This window comes from Meiothermus sp. QL-1 (genome assembly GCF_003351145.1).
Classification (GTDB): Bacteria; Deinococcota; Deinococci; order Deinococcales; family Thermaceae; genus Meiothermus.
Genome location: NZ_QQSV01000001.1, coordinates 1 through 13,973, shown reverse-complemented (window position 1 = coordinate 13,973; position 13,973 = coordinate 1). Strand labels below are relative to the sequence as shown.

The 13,973-nt window shown below is 67.4% G+C and carries 14 protein-coding genes; 4 read left to right on the top strand and 10 right to left on the bottom strand.

All coding sequences use genetic code 11. The annotated features are described in order from the left end of the window. Positions 1-7: 7 nt before the first annotated feature. The 7 genes from DV704_RS00070 to DV704_RS00040 form a co-directional block, all read right to left on the bottom strand. Positions 8-1,120 carry a lipid-A-disaccharide synthase-related protein gene (locus tag DV704_RS00070; RefSeq protein ID WP_114797525.1) on the bottom strand — a complete coding sequence of 371 codons (1,113 nt, stop codon included), beginning with the start codon at positions 1,118-1,120 and terminating at the stop codon, positions 8-10. Continuing rightward, a complete protein-coding gene (gene trpD, locus DV704_RS00065; protein ID WP_114797524.1) occupies positions 1,117-2,142 on the bottom strand; it encodes an anthranilate phosphoribosyltransferase in 1,026 nt (341 codons plus the stop codon). The genes DV704_RS00070 and trpD overlap by 4 nt, the downstream gene beginning before the upstream one ends. Before the next feature lie 79 nt (positions 2,143-2,221). Beyond that, complete coding sequence (locus DV704_RS00060) at positions 2,222-3,121, bottom strand: glycosyltransferase family 2 protein (RefSeq protein WP_114797523.1); 900 nt, start codon at positions 3,119-3,121, stop codon at positions 2,222-2,224. Beyond that, entirely contained in the window at positions 3,118-3,975 is an 858-nt protein-coding gene (locus tag DV704_RS00055; RefSeq protein WP_233498175.1) for a glycosyltransferase family 2 protein, read from the bottom strand. Before DV704_RS00055 ends, DV704_RS00060 begins: the two co-directional genes overlap by 4 nt. Positions 3,976-3,987: 12 nt before the next feature. Further along, on the bottom strand, positions 3,988-4,548 hold the full coding sequence (locus DV704_RS00050) for an aminodeoxychorismate/anthranilate synthase component II (protein WP_199489918.1): 561 nt from the start codon (positions 4,546-4,548) through the stop codon (positions 3,988-3,990). An 11-nt stretch (positions 4,549-4,559) separates the two neighbouring features. Further along, positions 4,560-5,957 carry an anthranilate synthase component I gene (trpE, locus tag DV704_RS00045; protein ID WP_114797520.1) on the bottom strand — a complete coding sequence of 466 codons (1,398 nt, stop codon included), beginning with the start codon at positions 5,955-5,957 and terminating at the stop codon, positions 4,560-4,562. 146 nt (positions 5,958-6,103) lie between these two features. Further along, on the bottom strand, positions 6,104-7,039 hold the full coding sequence (locus DV704_RS00040; protein WP_114797519.1) for a carbohydrate kinase family protein: 936 nt from the start codon (positions 7,037-7,039) through the stop codon (positions 6,104-6,106). Between the two features lie 58 nt (positions 7,040-7,097). On the opposite strand from DV704_RS00040, the gene udk reads away from it, so the two are divergent. From udk to DV704_RS12425, 4 genes are read left to right on the top strand one after another with little or no spacing between them, the layout of a single operon-like run. After that, complete coding sequence (gene udk, locus DV704_RS00035; RefSeq protein ID WP_233498214.1) at positions 7,098-7,742, top strand: uridine kinase; 645 nt, start codon at positions 7,098-7,100, stop codon at positions 7,740-7,742. A gap of 1 nt (position 7,743) precedes the next feature. Next, complete coding sequence (locus DV704_RS00030; protein ID WP_199489910.1) at positions 7,744-9,474, top strand: DUF5693 family protein; 1,731 nt, start codon at positions 7,744-7,746, stop codon at positions 9,472-9,474. 53 nt (positions 9,475-9,527) lie between these two features. Beyond that, positions 9,528-10,526 carry a polysaccharide pyruvyl transferase CsaB gene (csaB, locus tag DV704_RS00025; RefSeq protein WP_114797517.1) on the top strand — a complete coding sequence of 333 codons (999 nt, stop codon included), beginning with the start codon at positions 9,528-9,530 and terminating at the stop codon, positions 10,524-10,526. A 7-nt stretch (positions 10,527-10,533) separates the two neighbouring features. After that, positions 10,534-11,244 carry a tetratricopeptide repeat protein gene (locus DV704_RS12425; protein WP_114797516.1) on the top strand — a complete coding sequence of 237 codons (711 nt, stop codon included), beginning with the start codon at positions 10,534-10,536 and terminating at the stop codon, positions 11,242-11,244. Here DV704_RS12425 and DV704_RS00015 read toward each other — a convergent pair. The 3 genes from DV704_RS00015 to DV704_RS00005 all read right to left on the bottom strand — a co-directional run. After that, positions 11,241-11,729, bottom strand: a complete 489-nt coding sequence (locus tag DV704_RS00015; protein ID WP_199489909.1) for a Rab family GTPase — start codon at positions 11,727-11,729, stop codon at positions 11,241-11,243. The two genes, DV704_RS12425 and DV704_RS00015, sit on opposite strands and share 4 nt — an antisense overlap. 9 nt (positions 11,730-11,738) lie before the next feature. Further along, positions 11,739-13,031 carry an OmpA family protein gene (locus DV704_RS12130; protein ID WP_158539586.1) on the bottom strand — a complete coding sequence of 431 codons (1,293 nt, stop codon included), beginning with the start codon at positions 13,029-13,031 and terminating at the stop codon, positions 11,739-11,741. Between the two features lie 251 nt (positions 13,032-13,282). Continuing rightward, the coding region (locus tag DV704_RS00005) for an RNA-guided endonuclease TnpB family protein (protein ID WP_147279578.1) at positions 13,283-13,973 on the bottom strand (691 nt) is incomplete at its 5' end.

Sequence of the window (13,973 nt, the reverse complement as noted above, 5' to 3'; positions counted from 1 at the left end):
TTGTTATTTACATAACGAGGTGCCGGTGCAGGTCCAGGGCAATCCGCTGGGCGGCCCCGGGCTCGCCCATGGCGGCCCTCCCGGCCGCCCGGGCCCGCGCCTGCAGCTCGGCGGAGGCCAAAAACCGCCGCACCCCCGCGGCAATGGCCCCAGGGTCGGGGTCCACCAGCATCAGGGCGTCGGCCAGCAACCGCTTCTGCCGCTCGGCGAAAGCGCGGGTGTACTGTGGCCCCGACGTAGGAAAGCCCACCAGCGGCACCCCATACCCGGCGGCCTGCTCGGCGGCGGTGCCGCTGGTGGATAGAGCCACCCGCGAGCCCAGCAAGAGGGCTTTGGAAAGCCCCCGGACCAGGTGAACGGTGGTGCCATCGGGGTGGCAGAAGCGCTGTGGCTCCACCTGCCACTCGCCCATAGAAGTCCCCTCGAGCGGCAAGCCGGCCCAGGCCACCACCGGGGTGAGGCCCGTGTCGCCCAAGCGCCGGGCGGCCTCGAGCATCCTGGGAAGGCTTTCGTAGGCGTCCTGGCGCGAGCCAGGCAGCAGGAGCAAATAGGGAGGAGGAAGCGCCGGGGCGTCGTCTTCCAGCGCGTCCAGCATAGGGTTGCCCAGGTAGACCACGTTGCCGAGCCCGCAGGCCCTGAGCCAGGTCTCCCCTTCGGCCTCCCGGGGATAAACCCGCGCCGCCCGCCGCATCATAAGCCGCTCAGTGACGCTGTAAGGGCGGCCCGGCCCCGCCCGAACCGAGGAGCGGCACTGCATCAGGAAAAGCGGGCGCCTGCCGAAAAGGCTCCCCACCCCAAGCGCATACACATCGCCCACCACCAACGTAGCGCAGGCCCCCCGTGCTGCTTCCCGCACGGCCTTGTAATGGGCCAGGCTCATCGTGAACCAGCCGGCCCGCAGGTCGGCCCAAAGGGCCCGGAGGCTTTCCAGGGCAAAACCCCCAGAGGGCATCTCCTGCCGGGGTCCCCGCACCGCAAAGCCGGCCTCCTCGTAGGCCCGGCCCCGCCCCACCAGGGGCACCGCCTCCACCCCGTAGCCCAGGGCCCCCAGGGCCCTGGCCAGCGCAACCCCGATAGTATCCTCACCGTGCCCGTTGGAGACGACGAGAATGCGCCTCATGCCTGGGTAAAGCGTACCAGCCGCTCCAGCAGCTCGAGCCCCACGCCCGCCTCCAGCAGCTCCTGGGCCCGCCTGACCCCTTCGGCGACGCTTTCAACCTGGCCCGCCAGATAGAAGGCCGCCCCGGCGTTGAGGGCCACCGCATCGCGCTTGGGGCCCTTCTGCTGGCCGCCCAGAATGGCCCGGGCCTCCACCGCGTTCTCGGCGGCCGTACCCCCTCCCAGAGCCTCGTAGGGGGCCGGGCTGAGGCCCACCTCCTCGGGGTGCAGGCGGTAGGTTCGGATTTGCCCGTCCCGAAGCTCGGCCACCTGGTTCTCGCCCAGCACCAGCTCGTCCACCGCCTCCAGGCGGCCTGCCCGTTCCATGCGGCCGTGGACCACCAGGGCCCGGCTCGAGCCCAAATCGCGCAGCACCCGGGCAAAGGTCTCCAGCAGCGCCGGGCTGCTCACCCCCACCAGGTTCAGGGTGGCAAAGGCCGGGTTGGTCAGAGGGCCCAGCAGGTTGAAGACGGTGCGCACCCCCAGCTCGGCCCGCACCGGGGCCACGTGGCGCATGGCGGGGTGGTGGTTGCGGGCGAAGAGAAAACCCAGCCCCAGGGTGTCGATGCTCTCGGCCACCTTCTCCACCGGCAGATCAATCCGAATGCCCAGGGCCTCGAGCAGGTCAAACGAGCCCGACTTAGAGGAAGCCGCCCGGTTGCCGTGCTTGGCCACCGCCACCCCCCCGGCAGCCACCACGAAGCAGGTGGTGGTGGAGATGTTGAAGGCCTCCGGGGCCACCCCCCCGGTGCCCACGATGTCCAGCAGAGGCTTGCGCTGGGTATTGACCCGCACCGCCGCCTCGCGCATCCCCTCGGCAAACCCAGCGATTTCCTCGGGGGTCTCGCCCCGGGTACGCAGGGCCATGAGTACACCAGCGGTCTGCACCGGGGTCAGGTCGCCGGCCATAATCCGCTGCATCAGGGCATAGGCCTCCGAACGGGACAGAGGCTCCGCCAAAAGGGCTTTCTTCAGTGCGTCCACGCTGCCTCCTGAGTGCATAGTCTAAGGAAGAGGACGGCCTCACCAAAGCAACCTCAACTTGTGGCGCAGGCCGCGCGCCCTACCGAAGGCTTACCAGCCCCTCAAGGAGCCCCCGGGCGTAGGCGGCCTCGAGCAGGAAGCGGTACCCCCGGAAGGCCCCCTCGCCCTGCTCCCAGCTCCTGTCCTCCAAGAGCCGCTCAGCCCTGGCCCAGGGATAGGTCCAACGCTTATAGGCCCTGAAAAGGGGGTGCACCCCGGTCCAGAGGGCCACCAAGGGGTGGGGGTGCAGGCGGTAGAACTGCCAGGCCATCCGCCCCATGCTGCGCCGCTTGGCCAGCGCGGCCTCCAGCGAGACCCGGTCCTCGTGCGCAACTCGGGCGTGAAGGGCCAGGCGGGGCCGGACCCCCTTCTGCCAAAGCCGCCAGCCCAGCTCGTGCTCCTCCCAGCCGTACTCCTGGAAACAGGCAAAGGGCTCGGGAGGGAGCAAAACCCTTGGTAAGGAAAGGCTGGCAAACCAGAAGCCCCCCCAGCCAAGGAGGGCTCCGTCCCCCTTACCCCGCACCCCCGCCTCGGTCTGCGCCCGCCAGAACCGGGTGAAGGGCGCCTGGCCCAGCGACTCGGGGATGTAGCTGCGGCTCACCACAGCCGCGCTGGGGTATCGCCGGTGCAGCTCCAGGTGGGCTTGAAGAAAGCCAGGCTCGGGCACCATGTCGTCGTCGCTGAAGAGCACGAAATCCCCAGCCGCCCGAGCCGCCCCGGCGTTGCGGGCCAGGGCCAGGCCCCGGTTGGGCTGGCGCACCACCCGCAGCCTGGGGTCGCGGAAACTCTCCAGCAGCGCCGCCGTAGCATCCACAGAGCCGTCGTCCACCACAATCAGTTCAAACGTGGGGCCTTCCTGGCGCAAAAAAGCCTCCAGGGTGCGCCGCAGCAACGGCGCGCGGTTGTGGGTAGGGATAACCACGCTGAACAGAGGGCTCATCGCGGCGCCTGGTACTCCTCCCATGCCCCCCAGGCGTAGGCCAGCTCGAAATCGCCCCTGGGCCCCAGCAACGGCTTGGCCCAGGGCAGAACGGCCATCTTCAGCGCCAGCAACACCGGGTGAACCCCAAGGGCCCAGGCAATGGCCGAATCCCCATACTTGCGGTAGACCCGCATATGGGCCGCCCCGGCCCGGCGGGCCCGGCGCATCGCCTCGCCCTGATGGGCCCAGGCCTCGTGCAAAGCCTCGGCTTCGGGGAGAAACACAAAGCGAGCCCCTGCCCTCATAAGGCGGTAGCCCAGGTCGGGGTCCTCTCCCCCGTAGCCGGCAAACCCCTCGGCGTCATAGCCCCCTACCGCACTGAGCAGGGCCTTGGGCAGGCTGCTGTTGTTGCCGGTGAAGTTCCACCAAAAAGCCCTGGGCCCCAGCATCTCGGCGGCCCCACTGCCCTTGAGTTCCTTCGGCAGGCGCAATTTCCCCACAAAAACGGTGGGCCTCGAGGCCCGGGCGTGGGCCTGCTGGTGGGCGGCAACGCACCCCGGCATCAGCATCACATCGTCGTCGGAAAAGAGAATCACCTCCCCCTCAGCCGCCTCCACCCCCCGGTTGCGGGCCCCCGCCGCGCCCAGCCCCGGGGTCTCCAGCACCCGCAGGGGATAGGGAGGCTGGTAGCCGCGCAAAAACGTCAGGGTATCGTCGGTGCAGCCGTCGGCCACCACCACCACCTCAAAATGCCCGGCCTGCTCCTCCAGGCCGCGCAGCTTTTTCTCCAGAAGCGCCCGGCGGTTGTGGGTGGGCACGATGAGGGAGAGCATCCCTTCCCGAACCGATGCTTCGCGTCCCGTTACGGCCATCGCCCCCATTATTCAGCACAGCGCCAGGAAGTTGGCCAGCATGGCCCGCCCCTCCTCGGTCAGGACCGACTCGGGGTGAAACTGCACCCCGTGGGTGGGGTAGCGCCGATGGCGCAGGCCCATCACCGTCTGCCCCCCGGCCTCATCCGTCCATGCGTTAGCCAAAAGCTCGTCCGGCAGGTCCTCCACCACCAGCGAGTGGTAGCGGGTGGCGCGCAGAGGGTTCTTGAGGCCGGCGAAGACGCCGGTGCCGTCGTGGCGGATGGGGCTGGTCTTGCCGTGCACAATCAGGCGGTGCCGCACCACCCGGGCGCCAAAGGCCGCCCCGATGCTCTGATGGCCCAGGCAGACCCCCAAGATGGGGTAGCGGGGGGCGTAGCGCTTTATGAGGGGCACCGAGAGCCCGGCCTCCTTGGGGGTGCAGGGCCCCGGGCTCACCACGATGCCCTGGGGGTCCAGGTCGGCCACGTCCTCCAGGCGGAACTGGTCGTTGCGCCAGACCGTCACCCGGGCCCCCAGCTCGCCCAGGTACTGCACCAGGTTGTAGGTGAAAGAGTCGTAGTTGTCGATCATCAGGATCCGCTTCACAATCCCTCCTCGGCCATCCGAACCGCCTTCAGCATGGCCTGGGCCTTGTTCAAGCACTCCTGGTACTCGGCCTCGGGCCGGGAGTCGTAGACCACCCCGGCCCCAGCCTGGATGTGTACCCCCTCGTTCGCAACCACGATGGTACGCAGGGTGAGGGCCATATCCATGTGGCCGTCGTAGGCCAGGTAACCAAAAGCCCCTCCGTAGGCCCCCCGGCGGGCGGGCTCGAGCTCCTCGATGATCTCCATGGCCCGGATCTTGGGGGCGCCCGACACCGTCCCCATGGGCAGGACCGCAGCCAGGGCGTCCAGAGGGGTTTTCTCCGGGGCAAGCTCGCCCTCCACCGTGGAGACAATATGCATCACGTGGGAGTAGTACTCCACCACCATAAGCTCCCTGGGGCGCACGCTGCCATAGCGGCAGACCCGGCCAAGGTCATTGCGGGCAAGGTCTACCAGCATCACGTGCTCGGCCCGCTCCTTCTCATCGGCCAGCAGCTCCTCGGCCAAAGCCCGGTCCTCCTGGGCGTCCTTGCCCCGTCGGCGCGTCCCCGCGATGGGCCGGGTGGTGACCCTTCGCCCATCCGAGCGCAGGAGGCTTTCGGGACTGGAGGAGACCAGGGTAACCTCACCCAGGTCCAGAAAACCCATGTAGGGGCTGGGGTTCACCGAACGCAAGGCGCGGTAGATGGCAAAGGGGTGGACCCCGAGAGGAGCCGAAAAGCGCAGCGAGGGCACCACCTGAAAGATGTCCCCCGCGCGGATGTACTCCAAGGCCCGTTCGACCCGGGCCTCGAACTCCGCCTGGGAGAGGCTGGGCACGAACTCCACCCGCCGCCCCGCCCGTTCCCCCGGCACCCCCGGCAAGGGCCCCTTGAGCTTCTTCTCGGCCCAGGCGATACGCTCCAGGGCCCGGGCCCGCTCCTCCTCTAGCGCCGGGGCCACGATGTGGAGCTGCTGCTTGAACTGGTCGAAGACCAGCACCACCTCCGGCTCCACGAAGAGAAGGTCGGGGATTCCGAGCAGGTCGGGCTTCTGGGCCGGGAGGCGCTCGTAGGCCCGGACCAGGTCGTACGCAGCGTAGCCCACCGCCCCACCCCAAAAAAGGGGCAGGTCGGGGTCGGGGGCGATGGGCCGCGCCACCGCTTCGTAGAGGGTGCGGAGGGGGTCTTCGGTGGGCACCTCCCTTCCATTCAGGGTGAACACCCCATCCTTGTAGCGCCAAGTGTTTCTGGCCCCCACCCCCACGAAGCTCCAGCGAGCCCAGGCCTTGCCCCCTTCCACCGACTCCAGCAGGAAGCTGGGGGAGGTTTTTTCGGAGAGCTTCAGGTAGGCCGTAACCGGGGTCTCGAGGTCGGCCAGCAGGGTCTTCTTGACGGGAAGGGTTCTTGACATGAGGGCTCCTCGAAAACAAAAAGCCCCTGGGGCTGCCCCAGGGGTAGACGACCGCTGCCCTGGGGGCTATCCAGGCCACCACCCACTCAAGGCTGCGGAAACCTTCACCCCCACCAGTCTGCCCAAAACCATCCCAGAATGCAAGCCTAGCCAAAACGCTCCCACCAGGCGTTGAGGCCGGGTTCCGGCGGGGCCGGCCCTTCTACGGTGCAGGTGATGGCCGCCAGGTGGCAGGCCGAGGCCAGGATAACCGGAAGAGAAGTGCCCTCCCAGAGCACAAGCCCCAGCCTGGAGCTAAGCTCGTGCTTCAGAAAGCCGTAGATCAGACCGGCGCTGAAGGCCTCCCCTGCACCCTGGGTGTCCATCACCGTCACCTTCACCCCTGGCACCCGCAGCATGCGGGTGCGAAAGGCGGCCATGGCGCCCGCCGCCCCCAGGGTGAGGACAGTGACAGGAGCCCCCAGCTCCACCAGGTGTTCCAGGAGCACCTGGGGGTCATCGGGGGCCAGGGGGAAGAGCCGCCGAGCATCGTTCAGGCTGGCTTTGAGCACCGAGACGAAGGGCATGTAACGCTGGATCTGGGCCCAGGCCTCCTCTCCTGGGGAGACTTCCAGGCTGGGATCGAAGCTAACCGGGATATCGTGCTCGAGGGCAATCTCCAGGAGGTGCAGAAGGCCCTCAGCGTTGCGGGCCTCGAGGGCCCAGCTCGAGCCAAAGTGAAACCACCGGGCCCGGGCCATGGCCGCGCTGTCGGGCTCAAAGCGGGTCTCGCCGTAAACCCGATACAGGCTCGAATGCCCCTTCTCCCCCAGCTCGACCAAACGCAAGTGGGTGCCAAGCTCCGGACGCGCCCGAACAAAGCGGGTCTCGATTCGGTTCCCGGAGATTTGGGCCAGGGCCCAGCGGCCCAGGAAATCCTCCCCCACCTCCCCCACGAAGCGGGTAGGAAGGCCCACCCGCGCCAGAATGGCGGCAGTGTGAAGGACCGCTCCCCCCAGGCCACCTGCATAGGCAAGGCCGGGATGGGCTACAGCATTGGTGCCCCTCAGCTCCACCAAAACCTCCCCTGCCAGGACAACCATAGCCGCCCCCCACTCTAACAGACGGCCGTGCTTCCCACCCCCAGGGGTAGAACGTATGATGGGCTCCGTGAGCCGCGCGTTCGTGATAGGTGTGGCCGGCGGAAGCGGCAGCGGCAAGACCACCGTGGCCGAAGCAGTGATGGAGGCGGTGGGCCCGGGGCACGTGGTGCTTCTCCCTATGGACAACTACTACAAACCCCAAGACCACATGGCCCCCCAAGCCCGGGCCCGGCTCAGCTACGACCATCCCAGCGCTTTCGACCTCGATCTGTACCTGGCGCACATCCAAGAACTCATAAAAGGCCGTCCAGTAGAAATGCCCCTCTACTCTTTCAAGGACTACACCCGCCTGAAGGAAACCGTCCTGGTGCGGCCAGCCCCGGTGTTGGTGCTCGAGGGCATCCTGCTTCTGGCCGATGAGCGGCTCCGAGCCCTTATGAACCTGAAAGTCTTCGTAGACGCCGACCCCGACGTGCGCTTTATACGACGCCTGCAGCGCGATATCGCCGAGCGGGGGCGCACGGTGGAGATGGTCATCCAGCAGTACCTGGAGCAGGTGCGGCCCATGCACCTGTCCTTCGTGGAGCCCTCCAAACGCTACGCCGACGTAATCATCCCCCATGGGGGCCACAACCGCGAGGCCCTGGCCATGCTTACTGCGCGGGTCAGAAGCCTGGTGTCCACGCTGAGTTTAGGGGGTTAGGGTGGACGCGAAAAGCTTGTTGCGCCTTCTGGTGGGCCTATCGGCCCTGCTCTCGCTGCCGGCCCTCTGGCCCCGGATGCAGGCCGAGCGGCCCGGCCCGGTGATGCTGGTGATGGACGGTGAGGAGGTCATCGAGCAGGCCCGGGCCCAGGGGAAAAGCGTGCTGGAGCAGATGGCCTTCTACCGCTCGCTTGGGGTGGAGGGGTTTGCTATCTACGAACAACCGGTGCGCAGTTGGGTGAACCGGGGCAGGCTCACCTACCAACCCGCCCAGACCCTGGCGCTGCTCTACCCCGAAGCCCCCATCCGTCCAGGCTGGTTCTACCTAAGTGGCCCCCCCGACTGGCTGGACCGCCTGGCCGCCCTCTGGACCATTCCCAGCGAGAGGATCCAGTTCGGGGGGCGAAGCTGGCTGGCCACCCCGGTCAACGTGGAGTTCTTCCCTGCCGGCTACGACCTGGAGCTGGCCCAGGCCCTGAAGGCCCAGGGCTACTACCTAGCGGCCCGACCTCTCGACCACCCCTACCGCCGCTACGACGGTATGCTGGTGCCTCCCGAGGCCAGCGTGGTGATCTTCACCGGGCTCGATGTGCTTGGATACAAGGCCCACCTGGAGGGGGTGGCCGAGCGGCTCGAAAGGCCCATCGCCTGGATCGAAGGCTCCCCGCAGCGGGGCTTCACCGAGCTGGCCCAAAGCCTCCCGGTGCGCCGGCTGTTTAGCATCCGGCCTGAGTGGCAGGACAAGCTCGCCCCAGCCGAAACGGCCGATAAGTTCGTCCTGGCCGCACGTGAGCGGGGCCACCAGCTTCTCTACCTACGCCCCTACCGCAACCCCACTGAAACCGAGGAATTCCTCAAAGCCCTGCGGCACGACCTCGAGCGCTCCCGCATCCCCATAGGCGAACCCACAGGGCGGAGCTTCACCCCCTCCCCGCTGCGCCATGCAGCCTGGGTGGGGGTGCTGGCCGGGCTCGGCCTTCTGGCCCTGGGCCTACCCCAGCCCTTCGGTATCCCGGTGGCGGGGCTTTTGGGACTGCTCGCCTTGGGTGTGGCGGGGGCACAGGCCGGGCCCCTCCTCGCCGCCATGGTCTTCCCGGCCCTGGGCTTCTTGGAGCGGTACACGGGGCTTCGGCTCTGGCTGGCCGCGGTCGTCTACGCCCTGCTCGGGGTGGTCTTCCTGGCCGCCCTGGGCAGCCGGCCCGAGAGCGTATTGGGACTGGAACCCTTCCGCGGGGTCTCGCTTACTCTGCTGGTCCCGCCCCTGCTGGTGGCCCTCTCCTTCCTGCCCCGGGCCTACAGGCCGGCCCTCACCGCGCTGTACAACCACCCCCTGCGCCTGGGGGAGGTGGGGCTGGCCCTGGTGGGGCTGGCCCTGGTGGGGCTGGCGGTGCTGCGGCGGGGCAACGATGCGGCCCCCAGCCTGGTGCCCGAGTGGGAGCTACAGCTTCGGGCCTTTTTGCAGGACGTGATGGTGCGGCCCCGCTTCAAGGAGATCTTCGCCCACGCCCTGGCTCCCATCGCCCTGCTTCTGCCCTGGCCCACCTGGCTCAAAAACGCTCTGCTGGTGCTGGTGGCAGTGGGCATGGGCTCCATCCTCAACACCTTTGCCCACTACCACACCCCCCTCTCCATCTCCTTCTTCCGGGTACTCAACGGACTCCTGCTGGGCCTTCTCCTGGGGCTGGTGGGGGTCTGGGCGATGCAGCGGCTCCGGCAATGGTGGCTCAGGTAGGTGCCCCTAGCCGACCGGTGTGGCAGGATGTAGCGTAGAACCGGGGGATGTGTATGCGCGTGGGGGTCAGCGGGTACTACGGTTTCAAAAACGCCGGCGATGAGGCAATCCTCGAGGCCATGGTGCAAGAGATTAAAGCCCGCGGGCACCAGGCCGTGGTATTCTCCAGCAATCCCAGCGAGACCGCCGAACGCTACGGGGTCGAAGCGGTGCAGCGGACCCACCCACTCAGGGTCTGGCAGGCCCTGGGCCGGGTTGATCTGCTCCTCTCGGGCGGTGGCGGGCTGTTGCAGGACAAGACCTCCCGCCTGAGCCTTTGGTACTACCTCTCCATCATCGCCCTGGCCCGGCGGCGGGGCAAGCCGGTCTACGTCTTCAACCAGTCCCTTGGACCCTTGAGCCCCTGGGGGGAGCAGCGGGTGCGGCGGGCTCTGCGCGGGGTGCCTTGCTTCCTCCGCGACGAGACCTCGCTCAGCTATGCCCGCCGGCTGGGGCTGGAGGCCCACCTGGGGGCCGACCCGGCCCTGCTCCTGACCCCGCCCCCTGTCGAGCGAGAGCCGAACATGGTGCTCCTGGTGCCCAAGTACGGCACTGAAGCGGCCAACGCCAGTCTGCACCGGCTGGCCGAGCGGCTGCGGGTGGAAGGGTACGAGGTGGCGGTGCTGGCGCTGCAGCCGGGCTTCGACGAACCGGTGCTGGAGAAGTTCAAGAGCTTCACCCGCGAGCTGGCCTGGGACCCTCGGCGGGTGAGCTACCTGCTGGCTCAGGCCGGCTATGTGGTCTCGGTCAGGCTGCACGGGGCCATACTGGCGGCTGCCTTTGGCACTCCCTTTGCGGGGATAGCCTACGACCCCAAGGTGGCCGGCTTCTGCCGCGATGCAGGGGCCCCTTGCGTGGATTTACCCGGGGACCCCGAGCTCTTGGCCGCTGCGGTGCTGGGCCGACGCCAGCCCAACTGGAAAGCCATCGAGACCATGAAGGAGCGGGCCCGAGCCAGCTTCGACCTGGTGCTTTCCAAGCGCCAGCTGGGCCGGGTGAAAAGCTCGGGATAGGGAGGCGATGGAGGCACTGGAGGACCTGATTCGGGCGGGGCGTTACGACGAGGCCCGCAAGCGCCTGCTGTCGGGCGAGGCGGGCGATGCAGAGGGGTTGGCTGTCCTTATCGAGCTGCGCGACTGGCTCCGGCTCAAGGCCTACGAAAAGGCCCGTCGGGTTTTGCAGCAAGACGGCGAACTGGTGGCGGGTTACCTCGACCTGGCGGGGTTTCACAAGGCCCTCGAGGCCCTCGAGGCCGGGGATGAGGCCCAGCTCCGCCTCCTTCTGGAGGACCCCCACCTGGGAGCCGAGGCCTGGACGGCCCTGGGGCTCCTGCGCATTCGGGCCGGGCAGCGCGAAGAAGCCCGGGCCGCCTTCGAGGAGGCCCTCCGCCGCGACCCCGGCCACTTCCGGGCCAAGACCAACCTGGCCAACCTGGCCCTCGAGGCCGGCCAGATCGACCAGGCCATTGCCCTGTACCAGGAGGTGCTCAAGCAACACCCCGACTACCCCCTGGCCCACCACAACCTGGGCGCGGCTTACCGCAGGAAGGGGCAGTTCGACAAGGCGGTTTACCACCTGAAGCGGGGTCAACGCCTGGAGATGCAGCCCCCTGCCCGCCCACCGACCCTTACCCCTCTCCCCCGACCGCCCACGCTGGGGTGGGCCCGGCGCTGGTGGCTTTGGCTGGCCATCCTCGTCCTCCTGCTTTGGTGGGCAGGGCGCCACTCCTAAGAAAGAAGGCGCCGAGCCAGGGCCAAAAAGGCCTCCTCCACCCCCTCGCCGCTTTTGGCGCTGGTGTAGTGCACTGCCCAACCCAAAGCCCGCAGCCCCTCTACCCGGGCCCCCTCCAGCCTCCAGGGCAGGTCGTGCTTGTTGAGCAGTAGAACAAAAGGCACCGGCCCCAGCTCGGCGCTGGCCCGCTCTTGCATCTCCTGCGCAACCTCTAAAGTCTCTGGCCGGGTGCCGTCGGCCACCAGCAAGTAGCCCGCACTTCCACGCAGGTAAAAGGGCTCCACCCGCAGGAAGCGGTCCTCGCCGTACAGGTCCCAAACTACCAGCCCCACCCGCTTTCCCTCCACCTCCAAGAGCTTTTTGTCAATCTTGACCCCGATGGTGGTGTGGTATTTCTCGGAGAAGAAGCCGTGCACAAAACGGGCCACCAGGCTGGTCTTGCCCACAGCGAAAGCCCCCAGCATGCACACCTTCTTCTGGATCACCCGGACCTCCTACTGGGGAAGAACCCGAAGCCCGCTCGTGTCCAGCCGCTCCACCCCTAGCAACGGGGCCAGGTTGCGCAGGCGGCCAATCCAGGCCTCCGTGCTCTGGCCCGAGACCACCAGCACCCCCTCGCGCCAGGCCAGGTGCACCGTAGGTGGGGTATCCAGGCGTTCCCGGATGCGTTTTTGCACCATCTCGGGCTCGAGCGACTGGTAAGGCTGCCAGTGTGCCCTGATTCGCTCTGCCTTGAGGGGGAGGCCGGCCAGCAGGCTCTTGGGATCGGGGGCCAGGGGATCGCGCAGGCCCCGCAGCTCGTAGCGGCGGGGGGCCTCCACCACCATAATGCCGGGGGTGCTCTCCAGACGTTGCAGGTAGGCGCGCCAAGCCCGCTCATCCCGGTAGTGACCGAGCCCCAGGAGCAAAAGGAGGGCCACCCCTAGCCCTCCTACCAACCAAGCCGCGTACGGGCGGGTGGAAGGGCGGGGCTTGAACTGGGTCTCCAGCAAACCCTCCAGCGCGCCATGGGCCTGCTGAAAGGGCCGGTTGTCGCCGTCGTAGTGGCGAAGCTCCTGAACAAAACGGGTGTGCACCTCGGCCAACACCTCTCCCAGCCGCTCAGCCAGCCCGGGCGGGGGGGTGCCCCGCACCACCGCCGCCAGGAGGGCTCGAGGCCCCTGCTCCACCACCAGCACCCGCTCGCCGAAGTTCACCGTGTTGAGCCCAGCGCTGGGGTCGAAGGAGTCCCGCACAAAGTCACTTATGGCCGTGAGCATCCCCGAGACCAAAACCCCATCCTGAACCTGTACCCCCTCTCCCACCACATGGGCCAGCAGAAGGCCGCTTTCGCGGTGGATGAGCAAGACCTGCTCCACCTGGTACAAAAGGGTGTGGGAGAGCACCACCTCCGCAAAGGAGCGCCCTGTAGAAAGGGCCTCGAGCCGCCAGCGCAGCCCCTGCGGGCTCAAGACCTGCTCTAGGGTTTGGTTGAGGCTTTGGGTCAGGGCAGCAAACAAGCTGGCTACTGCCCGTCGAATGGCCGGCAGCAGCACCGGAAAGAGAATCTCCACTAGAAGCCCCGGGTTGCGCCGTACCAACTGGGCAAAAGTTTCTTCCAGCAGCGGCGCCAGCGCATACTGCAAAGCCCGGTCTTGCTTGAGGCGGCGCACCAGCGCCCCTGGCAAAACTTGGGCCACCTGCTCCTCCCAGCGCTCAGGGTCCCTGAGCTCCTTCAAAGCCTCCAGTTCCGGCCTCAGCAGTAGGCGCCGCAAGGACTCAAACGCACCCGGCGGGGTAGCCTCCACAACCTACTCCTTTCGCAAGTGGGCCCCAAACAGGGGGGTCTGCTCGAGGGAAGCCTCCTCCAAAGCCCGTCTGCTCATAGCCCTACCCCCAAAGGCATCTTGCTTTGCAGCTCCACCATCCGGAGTATTCTACTCAAGGGGCCCGCACAACTGGGTTGAATATTGAAAGCACAGCCCGGCCCGAGGGCCAGGCACAAGGCGCTGAGATGGGGTGACGACTCCCCGTTCTGAAGAACGGGGAGTCGCGGTTCTCACGGGACGGCCCTTGCCGTATCCATCCCCGCAGGCTCCGTCCGAGCCCTGGCCAGGATGTTCAGCGCTGCGGCCACGTCCCGGTGGAAGAGCGTCCCACACCCAGGGCAGGTGTACGCCCGTATCCAGAGGGGGCGCTTCTGCCTGTGGCCGCACGCTGGGCAGTCCTGGCTGGTGTATTTTGGGTCTACCTTGACTACCCGCCTACCAGCCTCTGCCGCTTTGTAGGCGAGGATTGCAAGAAACTGCCCCCAGCCCGCGTCCAGCACCCCCTTGGCGGTGCGGGAGCGGGCCAGGCCGAGGACGTTCAGGTCTTCGTGGACAATCGTGCCATATTTGTTGACAAGCCTCCTTGCTATTTTGTGGTGGAAGTCCCTGCGCTGGTTGGCGATTTTCCGGTGGAGCTTTGCCAGCTCCCTCTTCACCCGGTTCCAACGATAGCCCCCCCTCTTCTTCCTGGATAGCTCCCTCTGCTTGCGGGCAAGCCGCTCCTGAGCCTTTTGGTAGTGCCGAGGGGCTTCGACCATCTCCCCCTCCGAGGTCACCAGGAAGTGGGGGTTGGTGCCCAGGTCTATCCCGATGGCCTGGTCATTGGGGGGAAGAAGCCGGGGCTCCACCTCGCAGACGAAGACGATGTACCAGTGCTCCCCTTCCCGCTTGAGGGTGGCGGTCTTCAGTCTCCCCTCCAGG

What these genes read in the sequence shown, in the direction of transcription:
- DV704_RS00040 (WP_114797519.1), bottom strand. Translation starts at nt 7,039, where the DNA reads ATGGTTGTCCTGGCAGGGGAGGTTTTGGTGGAGCTGAGGGGCACCAAT.
- udk (WP_233498214.1), top strand. Translation starts at nt 7,098, where the DNA reads ATGGGCTCCGTGAGCCGCGCGTTCGTGATAGGTGTGGCCGGCGGAAGC.
- csaB (WP_114797517.1), top strand. Translation starts at nt 9,528, where the DNA reads ATGCGCGTGGGGGTCAGCGGGTACTACGGTTTCAAAAACGCCGGCGAT.
- DV704_RS00060 (WP_114797523.1), bottom strand. Translation starts at nt 3,121, where the DNA reads ATGAGCCCTCTGTTCAGCGTGGTTATCCCTACCCACAACCGCGCGCCG.
- DV704_RS00050 (WP_199489918.1), bottom strand. Translation starts at nt 4,548, where the DNA reads ATGATCGACAACTACGACTCTTTCACCTACAACCTGGTGCAGTACCTG.
- DV704_RS12425 (WP_114797516.1), top strand. Translation starts at nt 10,534, where the DNA reads ATGGAGGCACTGGAGGACCTGATTCGGGCGGGGCGTTACGACGAGGCC.
- DV704_RS00070 (WP_114797525.1), bottom strand. Translation starts at nt 1,120, where the DNA reads ATGAGGCGCATTCTCGTCGTCTCCAACGGGCACGGTGAGGATACTATC.
- trpE (WP_114797520.1), bottom strand. Translation starts at nt 5,957, where the DNA reads ATGTCAAGAACCCTTCCCGTCAAGAAGACCCTGCTGGCCGACCTCGAG.
- DV704_RS00055 (WP_233498175.1), bottom strand. Translation starts at nt 3,975, where the DNA reads ATGGCCGTAACGGGACGCGAAGCATCGGTTCGGGAAGGGATGCTCTCC.